26 protein-coding genes, 1 tRNA gene and 1 pseudogene are annotated in these 26,488 nt (G+C 44.9%); 7 read left to right on the top strand and 21 right to left on the bottom strand.

Going from position 1 to position 26,488, the window contains the following annotated elements; all coding sequences use genetic code 11:
- Positions 1–262: 262 nt before the first annotated feature.
- The 8 genes from ACTQ53_RS15205 to xerA form a co-directional block, all read right to left on the bottom strand.
- Positions 263–333: transfer RNA gene (locus ACTQ53_RS15205), tRNA-Gln, on the bottom strand.
- Between the two features lie 66 nt (positions 334–399).
- Complete coding sequence (gene tyrS / locus ACTQ53_RS15200; protein ID WP_294971331.1) at positions 400–1,701, bottom strand: tyrosine--tRNA ligase; 1,302 nt, start codon at positions 1,699–1,701, stop codon at positions 400–402.
- Positions 1,702–1,764: 63 nt separating this feature from the next.
- On the bottom strand, positions 1,765–2,019 hold the full coding sequence (yidD, locus tag ACTQ53_RS15195) for a membrane protein insertion efficiency factor YidD (RefSeq protein ID WP_153122004.1): 255 nt from the start codon (positions 2,017–2,019) through the stop codon (positions 1,765–1,767).
- On the bottom strand, positions 2,016–2,465 hold the full coding sequence (gene rnpA, locus ACTQ53_RS15190) for a ribonuclease P protein component (protein WP_153122003.1): 450 nt from the start codon (positions 2,463–2,465) through the stop codon (positions 2,016–2,018). The genes yidD and rnpA overlap by 4 nt, the downstream gene beginning before the upstream one ends.
- A 20-nt stretch (positions 2,466–2,485) precedes the next feature.
- Positions 2,486–3,235 carry a uroporphyrinogen-III synthase gene (locus ACTQ53_RS15185; RefSeq protein WP_153122002.1) on the bottom strand — a complete coding sequence of 250 codons (750 nt, stop codon included), beginning with the start codon at positions 3,233–3,235 and terminating at the stop codon, positions 2,486–2,488.
- 6 nt (positions 3,236–3,241) lie between these two features.
- Positions 3,242–4,270 (bottom strand): DUF4271 domain-containing protein, encoded by a 1,029-nt coding sequence (locus ACTQ53_RS15180; protein WP_441933929.1) that lies wholly within the window; start codon positions 4,268–4,270, stop codon positions 3,242–3,244.
- Between the two features lie 20 nt (positions 4,271–4,290).
- Complete coding sequence (metK, locus tag ACTQ53_RS15175; RefSeq protein ID WP_441933927.1) at positions 4,291–5,565, bottom strand: methionine adenosyltransferase; 1,275 nt, start codon at positions 5,563–5,565, stop codon at positions 4,291–4,293.
- A 147-nt stretch (positions 5,566–5,712) separates the two neighbouring features.
- A complete protein-coding gene (gene xerA, locus ACTQ53_RS15170; protein ID WP_294971345.1) occupies positions 5,713–6,627 on the bottom strand; it encodes a site-specific tyrosine recombinase/integron integrase in 915 nt (304 codons plus the stop codon).
- A 133-nt stretch (positions 6,628–6,760) separates the two neighbouring features.
- On the opposite strand from xerA, the gene aroQ reads away from it, so the two are divergent.
- Positions 6,761–7,183 (top strand): type II 3-dehydroquinate dehydratase, encoded by a 423-nt coding sequence (gene aroQ, locus ACTQ53_RS15165; RefSeq protein ID WP_153121998.1) that lies wholly within the window; start codon positions 6,761–6,763, stop codon positions 7,181–7,183.
- Between the two features lies 1 nt (position 7,184).
- Positions 7,185–7,823 (top strand): O-methyltransferase, encoded by a 639-nt coding sequence (locus ACTQ53_RS15160; protein WP_153121997.1) that lies wholly within the window; start codon positions 7,185–7,187, stop codon positions 7,821–7,823.
- Positions 7,824–7,985: 162 nt separating this feature from the next.
- Here the strand turns inward: ACTQ53_RS15160 and ACTQ53_RS15155 are convergent, their stop codons facing one another.
- The 11 genes from ACTQ53_RS15155 to pckA form a co-directional block, all read right to left on the bottom strand.
- Positions 7,986–9,215: an FtsX-like permease family protein gene (locus ACTQ53_RS15155; RefSeq protein ID WP_294971350.1), complete on the bottom strand. Its 1,230-nt coding sequence runs from the start codon at positions 9,213–9,215 to the stop codon at positions 7,986–7,988.
- Positions 9,216–9,247: 32 nt separating this feature from the next.
- A complete protein-coding gene (gene rbfA, locus ACTQ53_RS15150; protein WP_153121995.1) occupies positions 9,248–9,583 on the bottom strand; it encodes a 30S ribosome-binding factor RbfA in 336 nt (111 codons plus the stop codon).
- Positions 9,584–9,606: 23 nt separating this feature from the next.
- Positions 9,607–10,443: a glutamate racemase gene (murI, locus tag ACTQ53_RS15145; protein ID WP_217760621.1), complete on the bottom strand. Its 837-nt coding sequence runs from the start codon at positions 10,441–10,443 to the stop codon at positions 9,607–9,609.
- Positions 10,440–10,991, bottom strand: a complete 552-nt coding sequence (locus ACTQ53_RS15140; protein WP_294971354.1) for an OmpH family outer membrane protein — start codon at positions 10,989–10,991, stop codon at positions 10,440–10,442. The genes murI and ACTQ53_RS15140 overlap by 4 nt, the downstream gene beginning before the upstream one ends.
- Positions 10,992–11,092: 101 nt before the next feature.
- Positions 11,093–11,578, bottom strand: a complete 486-nt coding sequence (locus ACTQ53_RS15135) for an OmpH family outer membrane protein (protein WP_153121992.1) — start codon at positions 11,576–11,578, stop codon at positions 11,093–11,095.
- A gap of 94 nt (positions 11,579–11,672) precedes the next feature.
- Entirely contained in the window at positions 11,673–12,185 is a 513-nt protein-coding gene (locus ACTQ53_RS15130) for an OmpH family outer membrane protein (protein WP_153121991.1), read from the bottom strand.
- An 11-nt stretch (positions 12,186–12,196) separates the two neighbouring features.
- Positions 12,197–14,833 (bottom strand): POTRA domain-containing protein, encoded by a 2,637-nt coding sequence (locus ACTQ53_RS15125; protein WP_294971358.1) that lies wholly within the window; start codon positions 14,831–14,833, stop codon positions 12,197–12,199.
- 54 nt (positions 14,834–14,887) lie between these two features.
- Entirely contained in the window at positions 14,888–15,640 is a 753-nt protein-coding gene (locus ACTQ53_RS15120) for an isoprenyl transferase (protein ID WP_294971361.1), read from the bottom strand.
- A 1-nt stretch (position 15,641) separates the two neighbouring features.
- A complete protein-coding gene (locus ACTQ53_RS15115; protein ID WP_217760616.1) occupies positions 15,642–16,331 on the bottom strand; it encodes a type IX secretion system protein PorG in 690 nt (229 codons plus the stop codon).
- Positions 16,332–16,344: 13 nt separating this feature from the next.
- Positions 16,345–17,730, bottom strand: a complete 1,386-nt coding sequence (locus ACTQ53_RS15110) for a DUF6242 domain-containing protein (protein ID WP_441933921.1) — start codon at positions 17,728–17,730, stop codon at positions 16,345–16,347.
- A gap of 202 nt (positions 17,731–17,932) precedes the next feature.
- On the bottom strand, positions 17,933–19,534 hold the full coding sequence (pckA, locus tag ACTQ53_RS15105; RefSeq protein WP_295346937.1) for a phosphoenolpyruvate carboxykinase (ATP): 1,602 nt from the start codon (positions 19,532–19,534) through the stop codon (positions 17,933–17,935).
- 396 nt (positions 19,535–19,930) lie between these two features.
- Here pckA and upp point away from each other — a divergent pair, with 396 nt between their 5' ends.
- Positions 19,931–20,590: a uracil phosphoribosyltransferase gene (upp, locus tag ACTQ53_RS15100; RefSeq protein ID WP_294969339.1), complete on the top strand. Its 660-nt coding sequence runs from the start codon at positions 19,931–19,933 to the stop codon at positions 20,588–20,590.
- Between the two features lie 593 nt (positions 20,591–21,183).
- On the opposite strand, the gene ACTQ53_RS15095 is transcribed toward upp, so the two are convergent.
- Positions 21,184–22,845, bottom strand: coding sequence for a nucleoside kinase (locus tag ACTQ53_RS15095; RefSeq protein ID WP_294969342.1), 1,662 nt, complete (start codon positions 22,843–22,845; stop codon positions 21,184–21,186).
- A gap of 171 nt (positions 22,846–23,016) precedes the next feature.
- On the opposite strand from ACTQ53_RS15095, the gene ACTQ53_RS15090 reads away from it, so the two are divergent.
- The 3 genes from ACTQ53_RS15090 (at position 23,017) to ACTQ53_RS15080 (ending at position 25,895) form a co-directional block, all read left to right on the top strand.
- Entirely contained in the window at positions 23,017–24,726 is a 1,710-nt protein-coding gene (locus tag ACTQ53_RS15090; protein ID WP_294969345.1) for a Na/Pi cotransporter family protein, read from the top strand.
- A gap of 430 nt (positions 24,727–25,156) precedes the next feature.
- Positions 25,157–25,360: a hypothetical protein gene (locus tag ACTQ53_RS15085; RefSeq protein ID WP_118064236.1), complete on the top strand. Its 204-nt coding sequence runs from the start codon at positions 25,157–25,159 to the stop codon at positions 25,358–25,360.
- A 7-nt stretch (positions 25,361–25,367) separates the two neighbouring features.
- A complete protein-coding gene (locus ACTQ53_RS15080; protein WP_441933918.1) occupies positions 25,368–25,895 on the top strand; it encodes a hypothetical protein in 528 nt (175 codons plus the stop codon).
- 114 nt (positions 25,896–26,009) lie between these two features.
- Here the strand turns inward: ACTQ53_RS15080 and ACTQ53_RS15075 are convergent, their stop codons facing one another.
- The gene (locus ACTQ53_RS15075) at positions 26,010–26,177 is read right to left on the bottom strand and encodes a hypothetical protein (RefSeq protein WP_441933916.1); all 168 of its coding nucleotides are present in this window, start codon (positions 26,175–26,177) and stop codon (positions 26,010–26,012) included.
- 173 nt (positions 26,178–26,350) lie between these two features.
- Here ACTQ53_RS15075 and ACTQ53_RS15070 point away from each other — a divergent pair.
- A pseudogene (locus ACTQ53_RS15070) lies at positions 26,351–26,488 on the top strand (IS1380 family transposase); the annotation flags it as partial.

Below are 26,488 nucleotides of genomic sequence, written 5' to 3'. Positions count from 1 at the left end.
TTTTGTCTCAGCAACCATCCAAGATATATAGATGGTTGCCAAGCCTCTGTGTCCCTTATATAAAAACATTATAAAGCCTTTAGATAGAGCTCGTTATCCCGAACTGAGGTAGATAATGAGTGGCATAAAGACATAGTGGACGATAATGCTGCTGAAATATCAAGTCTATCTCTTGCATAAACCTTTTCTACCTAAACTAAACTCTTATATAACAAAATAACCCTCCAAATCCGCAAAGACTTGAAGGGTTATTTATGACCTGTTGTCCCAGGCGGATTCGAACCACCACTGACAGAACCAAAAACTGTAGTGCTACCATTACACCATAGGACAAGCAAATCGGCTACAAAGGTAGTGGAATTTTTCTCCACTACCAAATATTTTCAATACTTTTAACGATTACTTAACGGTAATCAAGAAGTAGTTCTTCTTACCTTTCTGAACCAAAAGATACTTGCCGTCAATCAGGTCATCAGCAGTGATTACCTGGTCGAAAGCTGCGAGTTTCTCCTTGTTGAGTGAAACGCCACCACCCTTAACGAGCTTGCGCATCTCGCTCTTACTTGGGAAGATCTGCATACCTTCCTGGTTGAAGAGGTCAACAGCTGTACCACCGAGCAAGTTCTTGTCGAGGTCGTAGTGAGGTACATTAGCGAAAACATCGTTCAATGTAGCCTCATCGAGCTGTGCCAAGTTCTCCTTGGTAGCCTTACCGAAGAGGATGTTGCTGGCTGCGATAGCCATATCCAAGTCCTCCTGAGAGTGAACCATCACGGTAACCTCCTCAGCCAGACGCTTCTGGAGTACACGGCGACCTGGATCCTGCTTGTGCTCCTCTACGAGGGCATCGATAGTCTCCTTATCAAGGTCGGTAAAGATCTTGATATACTTCTCAGCGTCGTCATCGCTTACGTTCAACCAGAACTGGTAGAAAGCATAAGGAGTAGTACGGTTTCGATCCAACCAGATGTTACCGCTCTCTGTCTTACCGAACTTCTTGCCGTCTGCCTTGGTAATCAATGGGCAAGTGAGGCAGAAGCACTCTGCGTCGTTACCCAATGTACGGTGAATCAGCTCTGTACCGGTAGTCATGTTACCCCACTGGTCATTACCTCCCAACTGGAGGCGCACGCCATACTTCTCATACTGATAGAGGAAGTCGTAGCCCTGAAGCAACTGATAAGTGAACTCTGTGAAAGACAAACCGTCACGAGCCTCACCATTCAAACGCTTCTGCACGCTATCCTTCGCCATCATATAGTTAACAGTAATGTGCTTACCTACCACACGAGCGAAGTCGAGGAAGGTGAAGTCCTTCATCCAGTCGTAGTTGTTTACCAACTCAGCCTTGTTAGGCTCATTACCATCAAAATCAAGGAACTTAGCCACCTGTTTCTTGATAGCTTCCTGGTTATGATAGAGAGTCTCAGAGTCGAGAAGATTACGCTCCTGGCTTTTGCCAGAAGGGTCGCCAATCATACCTGTAGCACCTCCAACGAGGAGATAAGGTTTGTGACCACAACGCTGCAAGTGACGCAACATCATGATACCGCAAAGGTGACCGATGTGCAGAGAGTCTGCAGTAGGGTCTGTTCCGAGATAGGCAGACACCATGTGGGTGTTAAGGTATTCCTCAGTACCTGGCATAATCTGCGCCAGCATACCACGCCATTTCAATTCTTCAACAAAATTTTTTGCCATCGAATGTGATTTCTTTATATATTATATAATATGTATATGGGGCCCAACGATACAGTCGGAAACTTACGGCACGGGGTCATAGCCCGAACCACCCCAAGGGTTGCATCTCAAGATACGCCATATAGCCAAAGCAAGTCCTTTGAAAGGACCATGCTTCAGAATGGCTTGTCTCGCATATTCTGAGCAAGTGGGCTGAAAGCGGCACGATGGTGGCGTATAAGGGGTTATGCACTTCTGATAGAAGATGATTGGTAGCAACAATCCCCACATCAATGCTTTTTTTATACCAAGCATTAAAGAATGCAACAACTTTCTCATAAACCAGGCTCAGCACAAGATGATTTCTTCACTCCCGTTTCATTTTGCAATTTCTCAACCAATCGCTTCATCTGCTGATGCATCTTGGCATTGATTTCAGCCGATTCATGCAATTTTCCATCTTGCCAAATGAAAGCCACAAGCAATTGCTTACCAGACAGTTCCTTCATCTGTTCTTCCAAAGCCATCTTGTTATAGCGGAAAGCCTCACGAATTTGTCGCTTCACTCTATTACGTTTAACAGCTCGCTTAAAAAAGCGTTTGGAAACACTGATCAGTACCTGCACCGACTGCTCCTGCTCTTCCTTTTTGTCTACCAGTAAATATACCATTCGTATAGGCCATGCCGTCATAGCCTTGGCATGTCCCTTAAAGAGCAAATCTATCAGCAGATGCTTGCATAGATGCTCGTTTTTTCCGAATGTGTATATTCCTTGATCCGACATATTTACAATTCTCTAATAATCTATTTATTATGACGTTTCAGATAATCCTTCAGCGCTCCTGTCATAGAAGGGAATTCCTTGGTAGGAGCCTCCAAGTCAAGGCGGAGATTTTCATCTGCCACAGTCTTGGCTGTAGCTGGTCCAAAAGCAGCCAAGGCTATATTGCCCTGTTCAAACTTAGGGAAATTCTTCTTGAGGGCCTTTACACCTGTTGGACTGAAGAAAACCATCATGTCATAGTCGAAGTTCTTTATCTCCTCTTCAGTAAAATCATTACTTACAGTACGATACATCACACACTCTGTGTGCTTCAACTTCTTCTCATCAAGCAAGTCCTTGATATCATCATTATGAACGCAGCTCAATGGAACAAGATACTTTTCGGTCTTATGACGAGCCATCTGTGCCATCAAACCGTCAATCTTACCTGTATCGCCAAAGAAAACCTTGCGCTTACGATACTGCACGTACTTCTGGATGTAGAGCGCAATCGTCTCGATGACACAAAAGTATTTCATGTCTTCAGGGATGGTAATGCGCATTTCTTTTGCCAACTTAAAATAGTTGTCTACTGCATGGCGTGAAGTAAATACCACGGCAGTATAGTCTAACAGATTAATCTTCTGCTGACGGAATTCCTTAGCTGTAAGTCCCTCAACCTTAAAGAATGGGCGGAAAACACATTCCACGCCGAATTCCTTTTCAATATCAAAATAAGGAGACTTCTCACTTGCTGGTTTGGGTTGAGAAACTAAAATCTTCTTTACCATTTTGTCTTAAAAGTTTATTTTCAGATAATGACTTATCAATACGAGTCCACCCCATAGGGCAAACAACGGTACCACTTCGAGGGCACAAAAGTACAAAAATATTTGCAAAAACACACCATTTCTTTTAAAAAAGATTAGATATGTCTTGTAAAACGATAATATTTTAACTATTCCTAGTACTACTAGCGTATAAATGACCGCCACCTGAAGCGAAAAATCAAAATACGACAGCAGCATCACCATAGGGAACAAAGCCACCCCTTCACAGGATATCAGAAAGAGGTAAGCTTTAAGCCATTGTACATTTTTTTTCTTATCAAAGAACACCCAACCCGATATGCTATAGAGGATTGCCTTCATTAGGAAATATCCTCCCACGCATCCCGCATATATACTTATCACCTGATATTGCTCGATGGTAAAAGTATCGCTGATAGAAGCCTTGGAATAGATGAAATATCCTATAGCTATCAGGAGACACGTCTGCAATACGAAGAAGAACTGGAATCTGATTTCATTGCTTGTCTCCGATATCTCAGTTGTTCCCAACGATGGGGTACGGAAGAAAGTCTTTGCCTGCCGCAGAATGAGTTGCTTGGTTTTAGCGAATGCCACACAAGCCATCACAAAACAGAGCAACAAGAGCGAGGTAATGAAATTATCTCCTGCCACCGTATAGGGTACAGGATCTCCCGCAACACCTAATCGGCCACCTTTCAGTTCTGGGTGAAACAATGAATCCTTAGAAAAGAATGATTCGCGATAATACTGTGGTAAACTGACATCTCGAAAACTCTTTCCTGGTTTATGTCCTGGTAGATGCAACGTGTCGGGCATTTCGCTCCAGTGTATTTGACTAGGTTTAATGTGCGCGCGTATCATTGAATCTTGCTGAGCAGGGGTTGCATTCTTTGGCAGCCAACTCAGCACCTGTTTGGGTGTGAGTTGGCTGCCATGTAGCTTCTGCACCTGCTGCTGTTCTGCAGCCTCAAGTGCTGTTTCTGCTGTCAATATCGAATCTGCTTGTTGCACCATTCTTTATATTTATCCTTTCCTTATAGTCCGAATGCTTTCTTTATTTCGTTTACCTTGTCAAGTTTCTCCCATGTGAAAAGTTCAACCTTCATGGTCTTTGCCTCATGGTAACGGCTGGTGAAGGTTTTCTCTACTACTTCGTTCTTACGTCCCATGTGACCATAAGCAGCAGTCTCAAAGAACATTGGCTGGCGCAATTTCAATTGGCGCTCAATAGCCTTTGGACGGAGGTCGAACATCTCGGCAACCTTCTTGGCGATTTCACCATCTGTCATATTCACATGACTTCTGCCATAAGTGTTCACATAGATGCTTACAGGTTCTGCCACGCCGATAGCATAACTTACCTGTACCAACATTTCGTCTGCAACACCAGCTGCTACCATATTCTTGGCGATATAACGAGCAGCATAAGCAGCAGAACGGTCTACCTTACTAGAGTCCTTACCTGAGAAGGCACCACCACCATGAGCACCCTTACCGCCATAGGTATCTACGATAATCTTACGACCTGTAAGACCAGTATCTCCATGAGGACCACCAATAACGAACTTACCTGTTGGATTTACAAAGTATTTGATATCATCGTTGAAGAGAGCCAACACCTTATCGCTCAAGTGTGTCTTGACACGTGGAATCAAGATATTGAGCACATCCTCACGAATCTTAGCCAGCATAGCCTCATCGTCATCCTCACCATTTTCCTTCTTGATGAAATCATCATGCTGGGTAGAAACAACGATGGTATCGATGCGCTGTGGAATATTATCATCAGAGTACTCGATAGTAACCTGACTCTTGGAGTCTGGACGAAGATAAGTCATCACCTTGCCTTCCTTACGGATATCAGCAAGTACTCGCATGATGAGCTGTGCCAGGCCAAGTGATACAGGCATGTAGTTTTCGGTTTCATTAGTAGCATAACCGAACATCATACCCTGGTCACCAGCACCCTGATTCTCATCTTCCTCACGACATACGCCACGGTTGATGTCATCACTCTGCTCATGAATAGCAGTAAGAATACCGCAAGAATCACCATCGAACTGATATTCGCTCTTGGTATAACCAATCTTCTTGATGGTCTTGCGTGCTATAGTCTGCAAGTCTACGTATACATTAGAACGCACCTCGCCCATGATGACAACCTGACCTGTAGTACAAAAGGTCTCAATTGCACAGTGTGAATGGTCATCGTATGCCAGGAACTGGTCTAGCAATGCGTCTGAAATCTGATCAGATACTTTATCTGGATGCCCTTCAGAAACTGATTCTGATGAAAACAAATATGCCATATTTTCTCCTTTATTTTCTATTAATTATTGATATTCATTTATTTGCGGCTGCAAAGTTACGCATTTTTTTTCAGATTCTGCTATTTTCTATAGAAAAAACGAGCATTCTGAGGACCATGTGACTACATTTTCCTCAGAATGCCCGATTTACTTCTTGATATTACGTGGATGGTGTTTCAATATAGCTTCACGAAGGTCGGAAGTTTCTATATGAGTATAGACTTCTGTCGTCCCGATATCCTCATGTCCAAGCAAGTCCTGTATAACTCTGAGATCAGCCCCTCCCTTCAACAGAGCTGTGGCGAAACTGTGTCGCAGAGTATGCGGCGAAATCGTTTTTTTGATACCGGCATCCTGTGCTGCCTGCTTGATCATGACAAGGATCATGGTGCGTGTGAGATGGGCACCTCTACGGTTCAGGAACACATAGTCTTCTTCGCCAGGTTTTATCTTCATGAGATTCCGGTCAATATACCATAAGTTGATCTCCTTCAATGCCTTACCCGAGATAGGCACAAGTCGTTCCTTGCTTCCCTTTCCAAGAACACGGATAAACTTTTCTTCCTCAAACACATCACTTTTCTTGAGGTAAACCAACTCAGACACCCGAAGACCGCAAGAGAAGAGAGTTTCTATAATCGCCTTGTTGCGCTGTCCTTCCCATTTGGATAAGTCAATGGCACCTTCCAGGGCATCCACTTCTTCCACGGAAAGATACTCAGGCAAGTGCTGTCCTATCTGAGGAGAAGGCAAGAGTTCCGTAGGATCATCCTTTATATAACCGTCGAGTACCAGAAAGCGATAGAAAGAACGCACGCCACTCAGAATACGGGCTTGCGAACGGGCTCCTATCTTCTTATCATGCAAGCTGGCAGAAAAGGTTTCCAAATCTTCCAATCTCATTTCCAGAAGCGACTTGTCATTCTCTTCTCCATATTCTATCAGGAATTGCAGATCATGACGATATGCCTCAAGCGTATTGAGCGAGTAGCTGCGCTCCAACTTGAGGTACCTCATATAATTCCTGATAAAATCATTACCCATTTTCTTGTCTGTTTCCATTTTTATTCTTACCTTTGCATCTGAAAGCAGAGAATTGATGCTCTTTGTCTTTTCTTCATTCAAGACATCGAGTCTGCTCTCTGCCGCAAAGATACAAAAAAATATTGATTTAGAAAATAAAAATCGATTGTTTATGAAAATACAAATCATCAATGGTCCAAACCTGAACCTCTTAGGTGTTCGTGAACCAGGCATTTATGGCAGCAATTCTTTCGAGAGTTACTTACCTCAGTTAAAGGCTAAATATCCTGATGTTGAGATAGATTACTATCAGAGCAACATCGAGGGTGAGCTTATCAACAAATTACAGGAAGTGGGATTCTCTTACGATGGAGTAGTTCTCAATGCAGGTGCCTATACCCATACAAGTATTGCCTTGCAAGACTGCATCCGGAGTTTGAAATGTCCTTGCGTTGAGGTTCACATCTCCAACGTGCACAAACGTGAAGAGTTCCGCCATCATTCTTATATTTCCTGCGCTTGCCTCGGAGTCATCTGCGGTTTCGGTCTGGCTTCTTACGACCTTGCCATTGCAGGAATCATAGCCAATCAATAATATGACAGAGACAGAACTTATCGACAAATACATCTGCCAGCATATTGAGCCAGAAGGCGATTATCTATACCGTCTTTACCGGGCCACGAATATCCACACCATCCACGGCCGTATGGCAAGTGGTCACATTCAGGGTCGTCTGCTCAAGATGCTTGTACAGATGATACGTCCTGAAAATATTCTGGAAGTAGGCACTTTCAGCGGCTATAGCGCCATCTGTCTGGCGCAGGGGCTGCAGGAAGGCGGCAAGTTATACACTTTCGAAATCAACGACGAGATGGAAGATTTCACCCGTCCCTGGATAGAAGGTTCGGATGTTGCCGACAAAATAGACTTCCGCATCGGAGATGCCAATGTAGAAGCGCCCAAGCTGGGAGTGATGTTCGACATGGCTTTTGTGGATGGCGACAAGCGCACCTATATCGAGACATACGAAATGGTGATGAAGATTCTGAACCCTGGCGGATATATCCTTGCAGATAACACATTATGGGATGGGCATGTTATTGACCCTGCCTACGACCGTGACCATCAGACCAAGGGCATCCGTGCCTTCAACGACCTGATTGCCAACGACCCCCGTGTAGAAGTGGTGATTCTGCCGCTGCGCGATGGTTTGACACTCATCAGAAAAAAATAAGAATAAAAAAGAAGAGGGGGTGTCATAAATATCTTGCTTAGGGTATAGATAAGGCACGGATTACATGGATTTATGCTGCTAATGTAAGTAAAGCGATTATCATATCATAAAAAATCCGTGTAATCCGTGCCTAAAAACAGCAAAGGACAAAATTTCTTTCTATTAACTCAAAAGTCTTTTACTCAATGCCCGTACCGGATACCATACGGCAAGCCATCCCACGGCGATGACCGTAACAAAGATGATAGCCACATCTGTATAATGTACGCTGACCGGATAAGCATCCACGATAAACGAGCCTTCCGATTCACCCAGGCGAACGAAACCATACTGCTGCTGTAAGAGACAAAGCAACAATCCCAATCCGATACCTATCACGGCACCAATCACGGCAATCATACGTCCTTCGAAAAGGAAGACTCTCGTAATCTGCTTATCATTGGCACCCAGATTCCTCAACGTCACCACATCATTCTTCTTGTCAATGATGAGCATCGACAACGAGCCGATGATATTGAAGCAAGCCACCACCAGGATAAAGGTCAGGAAGATATATGCCATCAATTTTTCTATCGACATAATCTTAAAAGTATCTTCCTGCTGTTCAAAGCGGTCGAGCACCTTATACTTGGTACCGGCTATCTTCTGCATCTCAGCCTTGACGGCATTCAAATCGCTTCCTTCCTTCAAACGGATTTCCAGATCGGAGAGCATTCCTTGCTGTCCGAAGAGATTGCGTGCGAAGGCTATGGAGGTTACGATGTAGTTCTTGTCATATTTCGACTGCCTTACCGAGAAAAGCACACCAGGCGAATTGAGCGAATCGGCAACAAAGCCCTCTCCAGGATTCGACAAATCCAACTGTCCTTCTTTCTTTGGAGCATAAATCTTGAGATAACCATCCCATTGAGCTCCGATACCCATGGTTTGCGCCAGCCTGATACCCAGGATACCATACTCCAGGTTTGCCGCATGAAGAGAGTAAGTGCCGTCTCCATACAAGATATCAGTAATGTGCGACAACTCTGAGAAGTTATCTTCCACACCCTTAATCTTAACCATAGCCTGCTTGCCCTGATAGATAGCCAACGCCTGATCCTCTACGGTTTCCGTAGCCACATCCACTTCTGGCAGCAAGCGAATCTGGGTTAGAATGGGATCATCAGAAGGGGCTGTCTTTCCCTCCACAGGCACAACCTTGAGCTGTGGATCAAAACTCGTAAAGAGCGATGCCACCAGGTCATGAAAACCGTTAAACACGCTCAATACGATAACCAAAGCCATCGTAGCCACAGCCACACCAATCACAGAGATAGAACTGATCACGTTGATAACGTGTGTGCTCTTCTTTGAGAAAAGATACCTACGAGCTATAAAGAATGGAAAATTCATTTGTCTTTTTACCTTTTTACTCCTTTACTCTTTTACTTTTTCAAGAGTTCGTCGATATGCTCCAGATAGTCCAGACTATCATCCAGGAAGAAACGGAGCTCAGGAATGATACGCAACTGGTTTCTCACCTTTCTACCCAAGTCGAAACGGATAGTCTTCTCGTTGGCATTGATATTCTTCAAGATCTCCTCACCCTTCTCTGATGGGAACACACTGAGGTAAGCAGTACAGATGCTGAGATCCGGACTTACTCTTACCTTTGTAACACTTACCATCACACCGTGCATCATGCGGGTCTGTGACTGGAAAATAAGACTCAACTCCTTCTGGAGAAGTCTTGATATACGGTTTTGTCTTGTTTCTTGCATAATTCTTAACTATTAATTATAAATTATTCCAGGTCTACGTGGGTAGCATTTACCTGCTCATGCAGGAAGATCATCGCAGACTCTTTAAATTTTTCCTCACTTTCTGTAGTCAGATACTGGCAGGTTCCACCCTTCGTAACCATCTGTTCCATGTTTGGATGGCGTTTCAGATAATCCTTCAGGCTGTTTGCTACATACTGTCCCTGCGGCACAACCCTCACCCCGTCAGGAATATTCTTCACGATGCTGCTCATGAGCAGCGGATAATGGGTACAACCCAGAATGATGGTATCAATATCAGCATCCTTGCGCATCAACTGATCGATGCGTTTCTTGACGAAGTAATCAGCACCAGGGCTATCCGCTTCATTAGCTTCTACGATGGCAGCCCACAGAGGACAAGCCACACCATTTACCTCTATGTCTGGCCACAACTTACCTATTTCCATCTTGTAGCTCTCACTCTTGATGGTACCTTCCGTGGCAAGAATACCCACATGCCGGCTCTTGGTGAGTTCGCCAATCACCTCGGCAGTTGGTCGGATAATACCCAGCACGCGACGATCCGGATCCAATTCCGGAATATCCCTCTGCTGGATGGAACGCAGGGCTTTAGCCGATGCCGTATTGCAACCCAGGATAACCAGATGACAACCCATTGAGAACAGCTTGATAACCGCCTGGCGGGTAAATTTGTATACAACCTCGAAGGAACGGGAACCGTAAGGGGCACGGGCATTATCGCCCAAGTACATATAGTCATACTGTGGCAAGAGCTGGCGCAATCCATGCAGGATGGTAAGACCGCCATAGCCCGAATCGAAGATACCGATAGGTCCCGGATTAGATGGTAACATCATTTAATTTTCTCCTTTAGTGCTTCTGTAATATCCACACCCATCTCAGCACTCAGATAAGGAGTGGCATTGTTATCGGTATTGAGAATGAAAGCAAATCCGTTCTCCTTACCTATCTGCTGTAAGGCAGCATTCATCTTTGCCTTTAATGGAGCATAAGCCTCCTCCTCTGCCTTTTTCAGAAGACGGGCAGCCTCAGCCTTGAAGGCAATATTCTTCTCCATCAACTCACGCAGCTCAGCCTGTCTTTTCTCAAAGATAGACTTGGCATAAGAGCGCTGGCCATCAAGAAATTCCTCATACTTGCTGTTAAACTCGGTCTCAACACGCTTGGTTTCTTCATCGTATTTGCCACGGAGTTCGTCCATATTATGCTTGGCTATGGCATAGCCAGGCATGGTATGAAAAACCTGCTCAAAACTGAAGTAGCCAAATCGCAATACCGGCTGGGCAGCAGTAGTTGCCTGTTGTGCTCCCACCGCTGGATTCTGCTGGGCAGAAGCCGAGAGTGCAAAGAGAGCGAAAGCCAAAAATAAGAGATTCTTTTTCATGATGCGTGATACCTTATTATATTATATATGAATATACTGGATGATAAATAAGGGCAGGCACTTGTGCCTGCCCTCAGCTTACTATCGAATGAACCGATTGATTACTTAATCTTAGCCTGAACCTCCTTGGTTACATCAACCACGTTGGTACCAGTATAAACAGCAGAACCTTCCTCGAAGATGTAAGTATAGTTACCAGCCTTACCTACTGCCTCGATAGCAGTACGAACCTTAGCTACGATAGGCTGCATGAGTTCGCTGCTCTTCTTCTGCAACTCCTGCTGACCATCCTGGTAAGCCTGCTGAATCTTCTGCTGAAGACCCTGCAATTCAGTTTCCTTCTGCTGCTTAGCAGTAGCGTTCATGGTGCTGGCACCCTTCTGGTACTCGTCAGCCTTGCGCTGGAACTCGTCCTGCATAGCCTTGAGGTCGTTCTCCTTCTGCTTCTGGAGAGCTTCCATCTCGCCGTTAGCCTTAGCAACATCTGGCAAAGACTGCATGATCTGCTGTGTATTTACCTTGCCAAACTTCTGTGCCATCATTGTCATTGGTGCACAAAGCATCAACATTAAAATAAGCTTTTTCATTGTTTTATTTCTTTTTGATTATTAATTCTAATTCATGTTCCCATGCCGCCTTGCAAGCGCCATACGTTCACTATCGGCTGCAAATTTACAATTATTATTTGGAATAACCTAATTTTTGGAGCACTTCGTTGCTAATATCTACCTTTGGCGAAGCAAAAATGATACCATTGTTGCTGGCACGGTCTATTACCAGTGTATAACCACGCAAATCTGAGATTTCCTTGACGGCATTATAAATCTCTTCCTGGATAGGTCCCATCAATGCCTCACGCTTTTTATAGAGCTCGCCTTCAGCCCCGAAATATTTCTTTTTCAGGTCGCTTGCCTCTTTCTCTTTCTGCATGATGGCATCCTGCTTAGCCTTCTTCTGCTCCTGTGAGAGGAAGACCACTTCGTTCTGGTAGTTTTTGTACAGAGTGCTAGCCTCCGTATTCAGGGCTTCTACCTCAGCCTGCCAAAGAAGACTAGCCTGGTTCAACTGCTCGTTGGCACGCTCATAAGCTGGAATATTCTTCAGGATATATTCCATATCTACCAATGCGTATTTCTGCGCATGTGCTGAGATGGCTGCTACAGCCATCATCAGCATCAATACTATTTTCTTCATAAGATTTATCTTTAGAATTCCTGACCTAAGATGAAGTGGAACTGGCTTCCACCCTTCTTATACTGGCTTCCGTTCCAAACCTTGTCGAAACCGTATGCCCAGTCGATACCCATCAAACCTACCATTGGCAGGAAGATACGAACACCCACACCAGCACTACGCTTCATGCTGAATGGGTTGAAGTCCTTGGTATCATACCAGGCGTTACCAGCCTCAACAAAGGTCAAACCATAAATGGTGGTATTACCCAGGAGGAATGGATAACGGAGCTCCAGTGAGAAGCGGTCGTAGGCATAAGCATAGTAACCTGTGCTGCGGCCGTATGATACAGAACCGTTCTCATAACCACGGAGACCGATAGTTTCCTCACCATAATATGATGAATAACCGCTCATACCGTCACCACCCACATAATAGGTCTCGAATGGACTCTTCTTGTACTTGTTGTAAGCACCGAGCAAACCGAGTTCTACACGGGTCATCAATACGAAGCACTTCTGCCCCTCTGTGAGTGCTGTATAAGTCTTAGACTTGAACTTCCACTTGTGATACTCAATCCAGCGATACTTCTCCTGCTGCTCCATTGAATAGGTGGCAGACTGAGAGTTGTTTGCCAGATTCTTGTAGTCCTTGTTGTCGAACGCACTCCATGGTGGAGTAAGGTTGACGCTTGCCTCGAACTCAGAACCTGTACGTGGGAAGAGCTGGTTGTCGGTTGATGTACGGTTCAATGCGATGGTCAAGTTCAAGTTGTTCGCATTACCGTTGGTCATCAACATATAGCTCCAGTTCTTCATCATGTAGCGCTGGTAAGCCAACTGTACAGACAAGGTGAAGTAATCATCCGGCCAACGGAGGCGCTTACCCCAACCGAGGCTCACACCCACCATCTGGATGTACTTGTCTGGATCGTAATAGTTCTCGTAGTTATTATAGTAACTGGAACCATAACCATACATATAGCTGTAATAGTTGTTCATGTAAGCACTATTGTAATAGTTGCTTGACACGTCGGTACTCTTACTGTAGTATGCACCTACGCTGAACTGGATAGGACGCTTGCCGCCAAACCAGTTGGTAGAGTAGCTTACGTTGTAGCTCTGATAGTAGGTACCGTTGGTCTGTGCACCGATACTCAGCACCTCACCGTCACCGATAGGCATGATACCACGGTGCTCCTTGTTCTTGTTGAAGAGGTTTGCCATGGAGAAGTTGTTGAGCTTCAAGCCCACACGTCCGATGACACCCGTCTGACCCCAACCGAGCGAGAACTCAATCTGGTCGTTACTCTTCTGCTCCAGGTCCCAGTTTACATCCACCGTACCATCCTCAGGATTAGGCCTTACATCCGGGTTAACCTTCTCAGGATCAAAGTGTCCCATAGAAGCCAACTCACGTGCCGAACGCAGCAGGGCATCCTTAGAGAAAAGGTCACCTGGCTTGGTACGGAGCTCTCGGCGTACTACGTTCTCATAGAGACGGGTATTACCGTTGATACGTACATGGCTCAGATAAGCCTGAGGTCCTTCTGTCACGCGCATCTCCAGGTCGATGGAATCTCCGTCGATATTGATTTCGGCAGGATTGATGTTAGAGAACACGTAACCATTGTTATAATAGAGGTTGGAAACCGCATCATCGTCCTCATTGAGTCGCTTTTTCAGCAACTTCTGGTTATATACATCACCCTTCTTCATACCCAGAATGCGATCCAGGTCGAAGGTATTGTATACGGTATTACCCGACCATGTGATATTTCTCAGATAATATCTCTTGCCTTCAGCCACCTTGACGTATACATTTACATGCTTGTCATCAAAGTTGCTCACGCTGTCTTCCAGAATCTGTGCATCGCGATAACCGTACTCGTAGTATTTCTCGATCAGTTTCTCCTTATCTTCCTTCCAACGCTCAGGTGTAAACTTCTTGGATTTGAAGAAAGTGGCAAACTTACCAGCCTCATGAGTCTTGGCAAAGGCACCCTTGGAGAAGAGTCCACCCTTGATCTTCCTGTCGCTCAGCTGCTCGTTACCGTCGATGGTAATCTCGTGTACCTTGATCTTTTCCTTCTTGTCTACTATCACATCAAGGATTACCTGTCCCTTGTTTGCCACGTCATCACGCTGGTTAATCTGGATGTCGGCGTTCTTGAAACCCTTGTCGTCGAAGTATTTCTTGGCAAGAATCTTGGCACGGTCCAGCATGTTAGGAGTAACCTGCGTACCCTTCACCATGCCGAGTTTCTGCTCCATGTCTTCACGTTCGCTCTTCTTCAAACCGATGTAATTGATGTTTGAGATACGAGGGCGAACAGCCAGATAGATGTGGAGATAGAGTTTCTCACCCACGATAGAGTCGGCAGCAATAGCAACCTTCGAGAAGAGTCCATGCTTCCAGTAACGCTTGACAGCAGTAGTGATGTCGTCTCCAGGTACAGTAATCTCATCTCCTACTGTAAGTCCGGAGATACCAGTCAGCACATAGTCTTCGTATCCTTCCACACCTGATACATTGATGCCACCCAGTTTCAGCGTACGGGGTGTACCAGCATAAGAGATGTCGGGATTAACGATCTTATCTTGTGCCTGAATCTGCATACTTGCCATAACGCCTAGCAGCAGGATGAAAATCTTTCTTAGCTTGTTCATTTATACCTTATTATATATAATGTATTTTCGTTTCTTATATTGGGGGTTGTTTTTTTACTTTTCTTCCTCTGCCTCTACCTGAGCCTCAGTCTTGCCAAAGCGACGCTGGCGAGCCTGGTAACTCGCAATAGCCTTGTGCAGGCACTCCTCGTTGAAGTCTGGCCAGTAAGTATCGCAGAAATACAACTCTGAATATGCAATCTGCCACAACAGATAGTTGCTGATACGCAACTCGCCACCTGTACGGATCAGGAGGTCTGGGTCTGGCATGAAGTTGGTCTCCAGATGCTTCTCAAAGTTCTCCTCGGTCAGCATCTTCTCCACTTCCTCATAGCTGGTGCCCTTCTCCATGGCTTCCTTCACGGTTTCCTTCATCGCCTTCATGATTTCCCATCGTGAAGAATAGCTCAGGGCTACCACCATGGTCATGGCATCATTCTTGGCAGTATGATCCATTGTTTCCTGCAACTTATCCTGCACCGCCTGTGGCAATCGCTTCATATCGCCTATCACCTGGAAACGTACATTGTTCTTCATGAAGATTTCATCTTCCAGTGAAGACAGTACCAGTCCCATCAAGGCAGAAATCTCGTCGGCAGGACGGTTCCAGTTTTCGGTAGAGAAGGTATAGAGGGTAAGGAATTTCACACCCAAGCGAGTACATTCTGAGGTAATGCAACGCACTGCGTCCACTCCTGCCTGATGACCATAACTGCGGTTCTTGCCTCTTTCTGTTGCCCAGCGTCCATTGCCGTCCATGATGATGGCGATGTGCTCAGGTATTCTGTTCATATCCAAGTTGTCCATATTAATCTTCTTTATTACAAGTTCTACATTTTGCACTGAAACTATAGGTCAGCGACACCTGCAGCGTTGAGTAGCAGTCGGTATTCTTGAAAGCTCCGCTACTGCTTACCCAGTAAGGGTCTTTCACCCCATCCAGCTCATCGCTCAGCGAGAAATGGATGGTCCAATCCAGTCCTACGTTCAGTCGTTCACTTACTTTATATTTTGCGCCTATACCCAGGGGGATATTGGCGGTAAACACATTCTTTTCGCTTCCCGTCGCATAGGTGGCTCCCAGACCACCAAAGATGAACGGCACCAGCGGCTTGGCTCCCCGATAATCTCTACCCGTACCGTATGGCCAGAAGTTATACTCGAACACGAAGCTGGCATCTACCAGCGTATTGTTAAACGAGTAAGGCAGCCCGGCATAGTCAGGGAAATAAGAATCCACATTGTCAGAAGATCCTTTTATCTTGCCAAAGCCAATATTCAGCCGCAGATCTTTGTATGGGTCGATATTATATCGTCCCACAACGGCAGCCATCGGCTGCATATTCTTGAAAATGCTGCCATTAAAGTCGCCCTCATACGCCATAGTACCTATGCCCGCACCTATCTCCAATCGATATTGCGGGTCATCCTGCGCTTGCGCCTTCTGAACGGAAAGCAAGCTGATGAGAAGCAACAGGCTGCATAAGTTACGAATCATGACTACATTTCAGTTATTCAAAAATAGTCTGGTCCTTGCGCCAGCCATCACGATTGAAGCGGCCTTTCCAGACATTACCACCACGAATCAGCCAATAGTAATTGTTGGCATCACGACAGAAACCGATGCTGCTGTTAACGTTAAAGGTAAAGGCTGCAGGCAGAGTAACCAGAGAGTCAACCTTCCAGCTAATTCCGTTATCCTTGCTCTTATACCATTTGCCATTGCTGCCCACAGCAACAAAGCCTGTATCTGCTGCACAGGTCAATACCTGATCCATCATCGGCATCTTGTATGGCTGATGGCTGTCGAGTTCGAAGTAATTCCACTCATTGTCAGCGACATCAGCATCATTGTCTACTACGTGGTTCCAGATAGTAGCGATAGAGTCGCCATAACTCTTGTCACGAGTACCCATCAGCATGAGATATTCCACGTTCTTGGCAGAGCGAATGCTGGTAGAGCACATAGAGAGATTATTTGTTGGCAGATAATCAACGCTCTTGTCAAGCGCCAAAGCAGTCCAGCTGGCACCCTGATTCTTTGAAACAGAGATACCGGCAGCAGTATAGGCATAAAGGTTCTTGCTGCTGGCGCCTACCATCATTTTGAGAGAAGCATCGCTTCCCTTCTCCTGCCAGTTGCTGCCATCTGCAGAAGCATATACCTTTCCGTCTGACAAGATATAGAGGTTATTACCCATAGCCACCGCATTCTGATAGTCATCCGCACCGAAAGCGATATTGGCGGTAATCTCCTGCCATCCCATACCATCGGTATTGGCAGTCTTGTAAATCTTCAATCCCTCAGCATTCTTGCCGAATACATAGATATTGCTGCCCAGCGAAACCATCTTCAGATGGCTGAGCTGAGAGAGCACAGTATTCTGCTGAGCCTTCTCCTGCCAGTTGAACACATCACCCTTTTCCTGATGGATGTTTACCTTCACGGTATATGTAGCATAGGCAGTAAAGTCGTTGTTGTAAACACGGATGAGTCTTGGCTTGGAGAAATTGATAGAGTCTGTGCTGGAATAAGTGATAAGCGAATCAGTCTTATCAATATCCTGCAACACGACAAGGCTACTATTCTTGCTTGTAATAGTAGCCAGCATAGCCGAATCCCTCACACCGCATGGTAAGGAATCGACATTATAGATCTGGCGTGTAGCCTGATCAATATAAAATTTATAATTAGCGCCTGCCACAACAGCTTTATACAAGGAATCCTTGGTACCATCCTTGGTCTTGCCCCACTGATCGAGTGATCCCAGAGAAAACGCCGTAATAGCAGTATCATGTGTATATTCTACATTTAAATCATCGTCGCTGCTCAAACATGAAGAGAGCGATAAAGTAGCTGCCAGCAGCACTACGAAAGCTAAAAACTTCCTTTTCATTCTATCCAATTTTTCTTTTTAGCTGCAAATTTACAGAGAATTCTTCAAAAACTCGCCCTTTTCTCCTTATTATTATGCAAATTATTCATTTTAGGCGCATTTTTTAAGTTTTTTAGTGATTTAGAAGATTAAAAACGAAGAAATCCCGCTTCTCTTGCGAGAAAACGGGATTCCATATTGAGTATGAATTCGAAGAGTCGAATTAGAGCTGTGGACCAGCAGCAACGAGAGCCTTACCAGCCTCATTGTTTGTATACTTAGCGAAGTTCTTGATGAAACGAGCAGCCAAATCCTTAGCCTTCTCCTCCCACTGAGAAGCCTCAGCGTATGTATCGCGTGGATCCAAAATCTCAGTAGCTACACCTGGCAACTCTGTTGGAACCTTGAAGTCGAACATAGGGATCTGCTTTGTTGGAGCCTTGTCGATGTCACCGTTCAAGATAGCGTCGATGATACCACGTGTATCGCGGATAGAGATACGCTTGCCAGTACCATTCCAACCTGTGTTAACAAGGTATGCCTTAGCATTGTTCTTGTTCATCTTCTTAACCAACTCCTGAGCGTACTTTGTTGGGTGCAACTCCAAGAATGCCTGACCGAAGCAAGCAGAGAATGTTGGAGTAGGCTCTGTGATACCGCGCTCTGTACCAGCCAACTTAGCTGTGAAACCAGAGAGGAAGTAGTACTGTGTCTGCTCTGGAGTCAGGATAGATACTGGTGGCAATACACCGAAAGCATCAGCTGAAAGGAAGATAACCTGCTTAGCAGCTGGAGCAGAAGAACCTGGCTGGATGTTGTTGATGTGGAAGATTGGGTAAGAAACACGAGTGTTCTCTGTTACGCTCTTATCAGCGAAGTCAATCTTACCATTAGCATCTACAGTTACGTTCTCGAGGAGAGCGTTGCGCTTGATAGCGTTGTAGATATCTGGCTCAGACTCCTTGTCAAGGTTGATAACCTTAGCGTAGCAACCACCTTCGAAGTTGAATACACCATTGTCATCCCATCCGTGCTCATCGTCACCGATCAACTTACGCTTAGGGTCTGTTGACAATGTAGTCTTACCTGTACCAGAAAGACCGAAGAAGATAGCTGTATTCTCACCGTTCATATCGCAGTTAGCAGAGCAGTGCATAGAAGCCATACCCTTCAATGGCAAGAAGTAGTTCATCATAGAGAACATACCCTTCTTCATCTCACCACCATACCATGTGTTGATGATAACCTGCTCCTTAGATGTTACGTTGAAAGCAACGCAAGTCTCAGAGTTCAAGCCGAGCTCCTTGTAGTTCTCTACCTTAGCCTTAGAAGCGTTGTAAACAACGAAGTCTGGCTCGAAAGCCTCAAGCTCCTCAGCTGTAGGACGGATGAACATGTTTGTTACGAAGTGAGCCTGCCAAGCAACCTCAACGATGAAACGAACAGCCATACGTGTATCCTTGTTAGCACCGCAGAAACCATCTACTACATAGAGGTTCTTGTTGCAGAGCTCCTTAACAGCGAGATCCTTAACAGTACCCCAAACCTGCTCTGACATTGGGTGGTTATCGTTCTTGTACTCATCAGTTGTCCACCATACAGTGTCCTTAGAGTTCTCGTCCATTACGATGTACTTATCCTTAGGTGAGCGACCAGTGTAGATACCTGTCATAACGTTAACTGCACCTAACTCTGTCTGCTGACCTACCTCGTAACCCTCGAGACCAGCCTTTGTCTCCTCCTCGAACAACTGCTCGTAAGAAGGATTGTGAGCAATTACTGTAGCACCAGTAATGCCGTACTTTGTCAAATCTAACTTTGCCATTTTTTTAAATGTATTTAAGTTGTGAAATATTTATTCTGAAACTTATCTTTTTTTATTTTGGATTCTCTAACGAACCCCTTTTTCCTAAAACCGCCGCAAAGTTACGAAAAATATGTTTTATAACAAAGATTCTCGCATATAAATAATGTATTTTAAAATCTTTTTTGGTTAAAGAAATTAAAATCGCTCCATTTCGTCTATAATTTGCCACGTTGACTTTGCAAATATTCGTTGCTGTTCAGCATCCGGAATCCCCATCTTTTTGTGCCAACCCACCTATTTAATATATATAGCTTCAGAAAACGAGGAAAAAAGTTGCCCAAACATTTTGTAGTTTCCATGATTTGCATTATCTTTGCATAAGATAAAAACAACAGAATAAAAATACTACAACTTATGAAAATAAATAATCTGAGCGAGCACAATTGCATCATCAACCGCTATCTGGCAGAGATGCGCGACTGTGATTATCAAAAGAACCGGCTCCTCTTCCGCAACAACATCAAGAGAATCGGTGAGTATGAGGCTTTCGAGATTTCAAAGACTCTGAATTACGAGAACAGAGACGTGACTACCCCGCTCGGTGTAGCCCAGGTTAATTTCCCTACAGACAAGATTGTCATCGGTACTATCTTCCGTGCCGGACTTCCTTTCCACGAGGGTTTCCTCAACATCTTCGACCATTCAGGCAATGCCTTTGTGAGCGCCTACCGCGAATATACCAATAAGGAGCATACTGAGGTAGGCGTACATATCGAATACCTCGCCACACCTGATCTTACGGATAAGGTGCTCATCATCGCCGACCCTATGCTGGCTACAGGCATCAGCATGGAGTTGGGCATGAAGGCGTTCCTTACCAAGGGAAATCCTAAGCATATTCACGTGGCTTGCGTCCTTGCCGCTCCAGAAGGAATCGAGCATGTCAAGAAGACCTTCCCTGAGGATAAGACAACCATCTGGTGTGCATCTATCGATGAGGGACTGAACGAGCATAAATACATCGTACCAGGCTTCGGTGATGCGGGCGACCTCTGCTACGGAAGCAAGCTCTAAAGCGAAAAGTGGCTGTATAGAAAGCCACTTTCCTTTTTACTCTTCACTCTTCACATCTCGGCGTTAACCCATTAAATATCAACACATTAAACAGGTGAAGAGTCAGATCTCACTCTTCACCACTCTTCACCACTCTTCACCTTATGCAAGGTATAAACGCGGAGCCGCTTACTTATCACGAAGCTCAGCCATCATTGAAGACAGATATTGGTCATCATAGATGACTAAACATAGTTTAAATAAAAGGGGTTACACCCTCAAAAAGAATCAGGTGAAGAGTGGTGAAAAGTGGTGAAGAGTCGGGTTTGCCTCTTCACGCACAATACCCATTGTATATCAACCACTTACGCCCAAGATGTGAAGAGTGAAGAGTAAAAGCGAAAGTAGCGTTTTATTCGCAGGAATACGATGCGGCAACGCTTGCCTTCAAAATTTCCTCACGACATAAAAAATTACGCCCGGCAATGGCACAATATTGCCCCAGACGAGGGCAATATTGTGCCATAACCAGGCAAAATGTGGAATGAGGCTTACTTCATTTCGAAAAGACGCCTTTTCCTTTCCCCAAGACGCCTTTTCCTTTCTCCAACCGCCTAATAATGGAAAGAACTTCCGCCTAGAAATTCTCGCAATAGGGAAGTTGGAGGAAGATTATTGTAAGGGATTCCCTTGAAATACTTCAGGAATTTCAGCAGTCTGTAAGCTTCCGCATATTCCTCGCAGTTTTCCGGAACCTGCTGCAGCAATGGTTCTACCTGCATCTTGAGCACGGACAGTTCATAGAGCATCGCCGTATTCAGCATCGCATCGGCATTCTCCTGGAACGGGAATATCCATTTGTTCTCGCCAGCTCTTACCGATGGCCAGCGGTGAATGGTCTCCTGAGCCGATACACCTCTATATTTATAGTCGCGGATGATGCGGCGCAGCAGACGGTTGTCGGTTGTCGGAATATAATTATGATTATCCAGCAGGATGGTAGTCAATGCCGAAGCATACACGCGGTAAATCTGCTCTTCCGGAATATGCGCCGTCAGCTCTGGGTTCAGGGCGTGGATTCCCTCTACCACCAGCACATTGCTAGGCTCCAGCTTCAGTTTCTTTCCGCTCTTGATACTCTTGCCTGAAGGAAAATCATATTTCGGCAAATCCACCTCCTCACCACGGAAGAGGGCATTGAACTGGTCGTTGAGCAAATCGAGATTCAACGCATAGATGCTCTCAAAATCATATTCTCCATTCTCATCCTTCGGAGTCTTATCCCTGTCCACGAAATAATCATCGAGCGAAATCTGCAACGGTTTCAGTCCGTTTACGGCAAGCTGAATGCTCAGGCGCTTGCAGGATGTTGTCTTACCGGAAGACGAAGGACCGGCAAGAAGCACGAGCTTCACACCCTTGCGCTGGGCAATATCCTCAGCAATCTTAGCCAGCTTCTTCTCCTGCAGTGCCTCGCTGATATTGATGATGTCGGTAGCATGACCGGCTTCGATAGCCTGATTGAAGTCGCCCACGGTTCTGATACCCAGGATTTCCTGCCAGCGATGATGCTCCTTGAAGATGTCGAACATCTTGTCCTGCCGGGTCATCTCGCCCAGCTCGTCCGGATTCTTGAGCGAAGGAATGCGCAGGAGCATGCCGTCATAATATTTCTCCAAGCCGAAGAGATAGAGCTGGGAGGTATTGGTGAGCAATGTTCCGTAATAATAATCCACGTATTCACCTATTTTATAATAGGTAGTATAGATAGAGCCCGAAGTCTTGAGCAGTTTTACTTTTTCCACATCTCCCTTTTCCTGAAACAGGGTGATGGCATCTTCCGTAGGAACGGTGAACCGGCGAATAGGCATCCGGGCATCGATAATCTCCTGCATGCGGCAGCGGATGATATTCACATCCTCATCCACAACCGGCCGACCGAGACGGATATCCACATAAAAGCCGTTGGAAACCGGAATATCAATCACCACATCTGTAGCCGGATAGATATCCTGCACCGCCTTGCAAAGTACGAAGAAGAGGGTGCGGGTATAGGCACGGGAACCTGACGCAGTTGTCATATCCAGAAATTCTACATCCTTACTGTTATATACACGATAATGCATGCCCTCAACCTTATTATTTACCCTTGCAGACACCGGTCCGTGGGTCATTTTGAGGTCAAATGAAGAAAAAACATCAAAAAGTGTGCTTCCAATTTCGACTTTCTGAGTTTTTTTATTATTTTTGCAACGGATTTGAATTACTTGTTTCATTTGCATTAAAAAGATGTTACAAAGTTACACAATCTACTGCCCGTCCAGCCCTTCCTAAAAGCTGTTCCGGGTCATTAACCTACTCCCCGGAGAGGAGCACGCTTACAGAGCGTAAAGTTACGAAGAAATTCGGATACTTCTTGTTTTTGACAACATTAATTAAGTTATAATATGTCTATTTGGATATTTTTCAGGCTTATTGGAGCACTCGCCCTACTTATGTTTGGTATGAAGACCATGAGCGACAGTTTGCAGAAGATGGCTGGACCTCAGCTCCGCCATGTGTTAGGAACGATGACCACCAATCGTGTGACGGGCATCCTCTCGGGTACGCTCATCACAGCTGCGGTGCAGTCTTCTACGGCTACAACGGTGATGACGGTATCATTCGTCAACGCAGGTCTCCTTACCCTCGCCCAGGCTATTTCGGTCATCATGGGTGCCAATATCGGAACCACGCTTACCGCCTGGATCATGAGTGCCGGCTTCTCGTTCAACATCACCGACTTTGTATGGCCTGCATTCTTCATTGCCATTATCCTGATTTACAGTAAGAAGCGCAAGATTATCGGCGACTTCATCTTTGGTATATCCTTTATGTTCCTTGGTTTGGGTACTCTTCGCCAAACCGGTATTGATATGGACCTGGCTCATAACCAGCCAGTTCTGGAGTTCTTCTCCAGCTTCGACCCTCACAGCTTCCAGACCACCATCACCTTCCTGCTCATAGGTAGTATCCTGACCATGTGTGTGCAGAGTTCGGCTGCCGTCATGGCGATTACGATGATTCTCTGTTCCACCGGCGTACTGCCTATCTATCAAGGTATTGCGCTCGTAATGGGTGAGAATATCGGTACCACCGTAACTTCCAACGTGGCAGCACTCACCGCCAACACGCAGGCACGAAGAGCGGCGATGGCGCACATGGTGTTCAACATCTTCGGTGTGCTGTGGATACTCTGCGTGTTCCGTCCGTTCATCCACCTGGTTTGCGGTTGGGTAGGTTTCGACGATGCCATGGAGAAGAGCGATCCTCATTTCGTTGCCAACGCAGCCAAGCTCTCCTTCGTGCTTGCCGCCTTCCATACCACGTTCAATCTCTCCAACACCTTTATCCTGGTATGGTTTGTCCCACAGATAGAGAAGCTGGTATGCAAGATTATCCGTCCTAAGAAGAATGCCGAAGAGGACGACTTCCGTCTGCGCTTCATCCAGAGTGGTATCATGAAGACTCCGGAAATCTCCGTTCTGGAGGCTCAGAAGGAAATCCACAGTTTTGCCGAGCGCATCCAGCGCATGTTCGGCATGGTGAAGGAGCTCCTGGGAGAAACCAATGAAGACAAGTTCGTAAAACTCTACACCCGCATCGAGAAATACGAGGGTATCTCTGACAACATGGAGATTGAGATTGCCAAGTATCTCGACCAGGTGAGCGATTCTCATCTTTCTGACGAGACCAAGGCAAAGATTCGTGCCATGCTCCGTGAGATTTCTGAAATCGAGAGTATCGGTGACAGCTGTTTCAACATCGCCCGCACGCTCAACCGCCGTTTCAAAGGCAAGGAAGACTTCATCACTTCGCAGTATGAGCACATGCACCAGATGATGGAGCTTACCGACAACGCCCTCACCCAGATGAACATCACTCTCGTAGGTCATAAGGGAGACAACGATGCCAACCTCTCTTTCAACATCGAGAACGAGATCAACAACTATCGCAATCAGTTGAAGAGCCAGAACATCAACGATGTAAACAACCATCTCTATACCTACGCCATCGGTACGATGTATATGGACATCATCCAGGAATGCGAGAAACTCGGCGACTACGTGGTGAACGTAGTAGAGGCCCGCATGGGTGTAAGACAGCATGAGGCATAACACCTCTTTTATATATATCAGAAAAAGAGGGTGTGTCATAAGTCTATGATACACCCTTTTTTACTTCTGTATAGTTCCCCGCACTTCACGGAAAACGACAAGGGTCTATATGCCACGATGAAAAGGTGGCGTATAGACCCTTGATTATATATGGTGATATTTGTAATCTACATCTCCGCTATTATATTTTTTATGATATGGCAGAGGCATACAGATGGTAACAATGCCGTTTACAACACTTTGGGGATATGATACGGATGCTGACAGAGACGGAAATTATATGTTTTATGTTGTTTTCTTCACGAATAATTTGGTAGTTAAAAAAAAGCAGTGTATCTTTGCAGCAGAATGCTGCACTCGGCAATTTGAAAACAAGTTTTCGTTGCGTTTGTTTGCATAGCCAATGAATCAAATAACAAAAATTCTGCTTATGGGAAAGATAGTAGATAAAACAGAGACTAAGATAGTTACGCTTGATGGTGTTGAGATTATCAAGCAGGTAACGAAGGTACTTATGCCTAATGGTAAGTACCGATATCCTACTGTGTATTTTACGGTTAACGATGATGTCAAGGCTCTGACAACAGAACAATTAGACAAAATCCGCATCCCTGTCTATAAACAGTTAATTTGAAATTAATATGGAAGAAAGTGAAGGTTATCCCTTCATCTTTCAAATGATAGACAGGGATAGTGCAGATGAATGGCTGATTGAAACTTTGCAATATAGATTCAATTCAGCTAAATCTCATCATTCTTATATTGTAAGAGTTGAGCGTTATCAGGAACATGCTTATTGCGTGAAGTTCTTTGATAAGGCCAATATGAATAGTAAATTGAAATTTAGTCTTCGTACTAACACATTTGAGCCAAGAATCATTTTCTATACATTATTCCATATTATGCTTGATGTATTGAAAAGAGATAGCAAAGCCTCATTCTTCTTTGTTGGTGCAGAAGATGAAAATGATGAATTAGGAATGGCGACAAGACGATTTCGTGTATATAAGAAATTCACTACGTCTGTGGTATCTGAAAGATTATTCAAGCATTATGCAATAGAAAATGAGTCTTTGTATATTCTGATTAATAAGAACAGTTGTTCTGATTGTGATGATTTAGCCAAAAGAATTACTGTTGCTGTAAAAAAACTTTTCTCTCGTCATTAAAACATAATTAGGTTTATAGTATATATCTGATTACGGGAAACGACAAGGGTCTATATGCCACGATGAAAAGGTGGCGTATAGACCCTTGATTATATGGTGAAAGAACCGTACAGTTTATCCTTCAAGAACTTTCCACTTGATGCCTCCATTCTGTCCTGCCACATAGTTGCAGAGAGGAATGCCGGGATGGGTCAGGTTGGAAAGATAAAGAGGCTCATCAGCCACAAACTGGTGGCAGGTAAACGTATCCCCTGCAGCCAGTTTGCTGTTCAGCGATTCCATCACCTTGAAATTGTCATTTCCCAGATACTTGATGGTCCTTAATTCCGCAACACTATAATTTAACTTTATTTATAAGTTCCTGAGCAACAAAAAGTTGCTCAGGATTTTGCCATGTCAGAATTTTCACTTATCTTAGTGTTGCAAAAAGAAAACAAGCAAAACTCTAATATGACATGGCAAAAATACAAATTAAATCTGAGAAACTCACACCTTTTGGAGGAATTTTTTCAATCATGGAGAAATTTGACTCCATGCTTTCACCCGTTATCGACTCAACACTGGGTCAGAGATGCAGCAGTATCTTCGGATAT

Source organism: Prevotella sp. Sow4_E9_plate (genome assembly GCF_052116205.1).
Classification (GTDB): Bacteria; Bacteroidota; Bacteroidia; order Bacteroidales; family Bacteroidaceae; genus Prevotella.
This window is presented reverse-complemented; position numbering and strand designations above follow the sequence as displayed.

Bases quoted from the DNA above. Each gene is read 5' to 3' on its own strand.
- tyrS (WP_294971331.1), bottom strand. From the start codon at position 1,701: ATGGCAAAAAATTTTGTTGAAGAATTGAAATGGCGTGGTATGCTGGCG.
- yidD (WP_153122004.1), bottom strand. From the start codon at position 2,019: ATGAGAAAGTTGTTGCATTCTTTAATGCTTGGTATAAAAAAAGCATTG.
- rnpA (WP_153122003.1), bottom strand. From the start codon at position 2,465: ATGTCGGATCAAGGAATATACACATTCGGAAAAAACGAGCATCTATGC.
- ACTQ53_RS15185 (WP_153122002.1), bottom strand. From the start codon at position 3,235: ATGGTAAAGAAGATTTTAGTTTCTCAACCCAAACCAGCAAGTGAGAAG.
- ACTQ53_RS15180 (WP_441933929.1), bottom strand. From the start codon at position 4,270: ATGGTGCAACAAGCAGATTCGATATTGACAGCAGAAACAGCACTTGAG.
- metK (WP_441933927.1), bottom strand. From the start codon at position 5,565: ATGGCATATTTGTTTTCATCAGAATCAGTTTCTGAAGGGCATCCAGAT.
- xerA (WP_294971345.1), bottom strand. From the start codon at position 6,627: ATGGAAACAGACAAGAAAATGGGTAATGATTTTATCAGGAATTATATG.
- aroQ (WP_153121998.1), top strand. From the start codon at position 6,761: ATGAAAATACAAATCATCAATGGTCCAAACCTGAACCTCTTAGGTGTT.
- ACTQ53_RS15160 (WP_153121997.1), top strand. From the start codon at position 7,185: ATGACAGAGACAGAACTTATCGACAAATACATCTGCCAGCATATTGAG.
- ACTQ53_RS15155 (WP_294971350.1), bottom strand. From the start codon at position 9,215: ATGAATTTTCCATTCTTTATAGCTCGTAGGTATCTTTTCTCAAAGAAG.
- rbfA (WP_153121995.1), bottom strand. From the start codon at position 9,583: ATGCAAGAAACAAGACAAAACCGTATATCAAGACTTCTCCAGAAGGAG.
- murI (WP_217760621.1), bottom strand. From the start codon at position 10,443: ATGATGTTACCATCTAATCCGGGACCTATCGGTATCTTCGATTCGGGC.
- ACTQ53_RS15140 (WP_294971354.1), bottom strand. From the start codon at position 10,991: ATGAAAAAGAATCTCTTATTTTTGGCTTTCGCTCTCTTTGCACTCTCG.
- ACTQ53_RS15135 (WP_153121992.1), bottom strand. From the start codon at position 11,578: ATGAAAAAGCTTATTTTAATGTTGATGCTTTGTGCACCAATGACAATG.
- ACTQ53_RS15130 (WP_153121991.1), bottom strand. From the start codon at position 12,185: ATGAAGAAAATAGTATTGATGCTGATGATGGCTGTAGCAGCCATCTCA.
- ACTQ53_RS15125 (WP_294971358.1), bottom strand. From the start codon at position 14,833: ATGAACAAGCTAAGAAAGATTTTCATCCTGCTGCTAGGCGTTATGGCA.
- ACTQ53_RS15120 (WP_294971361.1), bottom strand. From the start codon at position 15,640: ATGGACAACTTGGATATGAACAGAATACCTGAGCACATCGCCATCATC.
- ACTQ53_RS15115 (WP_217760616.1), bottom strand. From the start codon at position 16,331: ATGATTCGTAACTTATGCAGCCTGTTGCTTCTCATCAGCTTGCTTTCC.
- ACTQ53_RS15110 (WP_441933921.1), bottom strand. From the start codon at position 17,730: ATGAAAAGGAAGTTTTTAGCTTTCGTAGTGCTGCTGGCAGCTACTTTA.
- pckA (WP_295346937.1), bottom strand. From the start codon at position 19,534: ATGGCAAAGTTAGATTTGACAAAGTACGGCATTACTGGTGCTACAGTA.
- upp (WP_294969339.1), top strand. From the start codon at position 19,931: ATGAAAATAAATAATCTGAGCGAGCACAATTGCATCATCAACCGCTAT.
- ACTQ53_RS15095 (WP_294969342.1), bottom strand. From the start codon at position 22,845: ATGAAACAAGTAATTCAAATCCGTTGCAAAAATAATAAAAAAACTCAG.
- ACTQ53_RS15090 (WP_294969345.1), top strand. From the start codon at position 23,017: ATGTCTATTTGGATATTTTTCAGGCTTATTGGAGCACTCGCCCTACTT.
- ACTQ53_RS15085 (WP_118064236.1), top strand. From the start codon at position 25,157: ATGGGAAAGATAGTAGATAAAACAGAGACTAAGATAGTTACGCTTGAT.
- ACTQ53_RS15080 (WP_441933918.1), top strand. From the start codon at position 25,368: ATGGAAGAAAGTGAAGGTTATCCCTTCATCTTTCAAATGATAGACAGG.
- ACTQ53_RS15075 (WP_441933916.1), bottom strand. From the start codon at position 26,177: ATGGAATCGCTGAACAGCAAACTGGCTGCAGGGGATACGTTTACCTGC.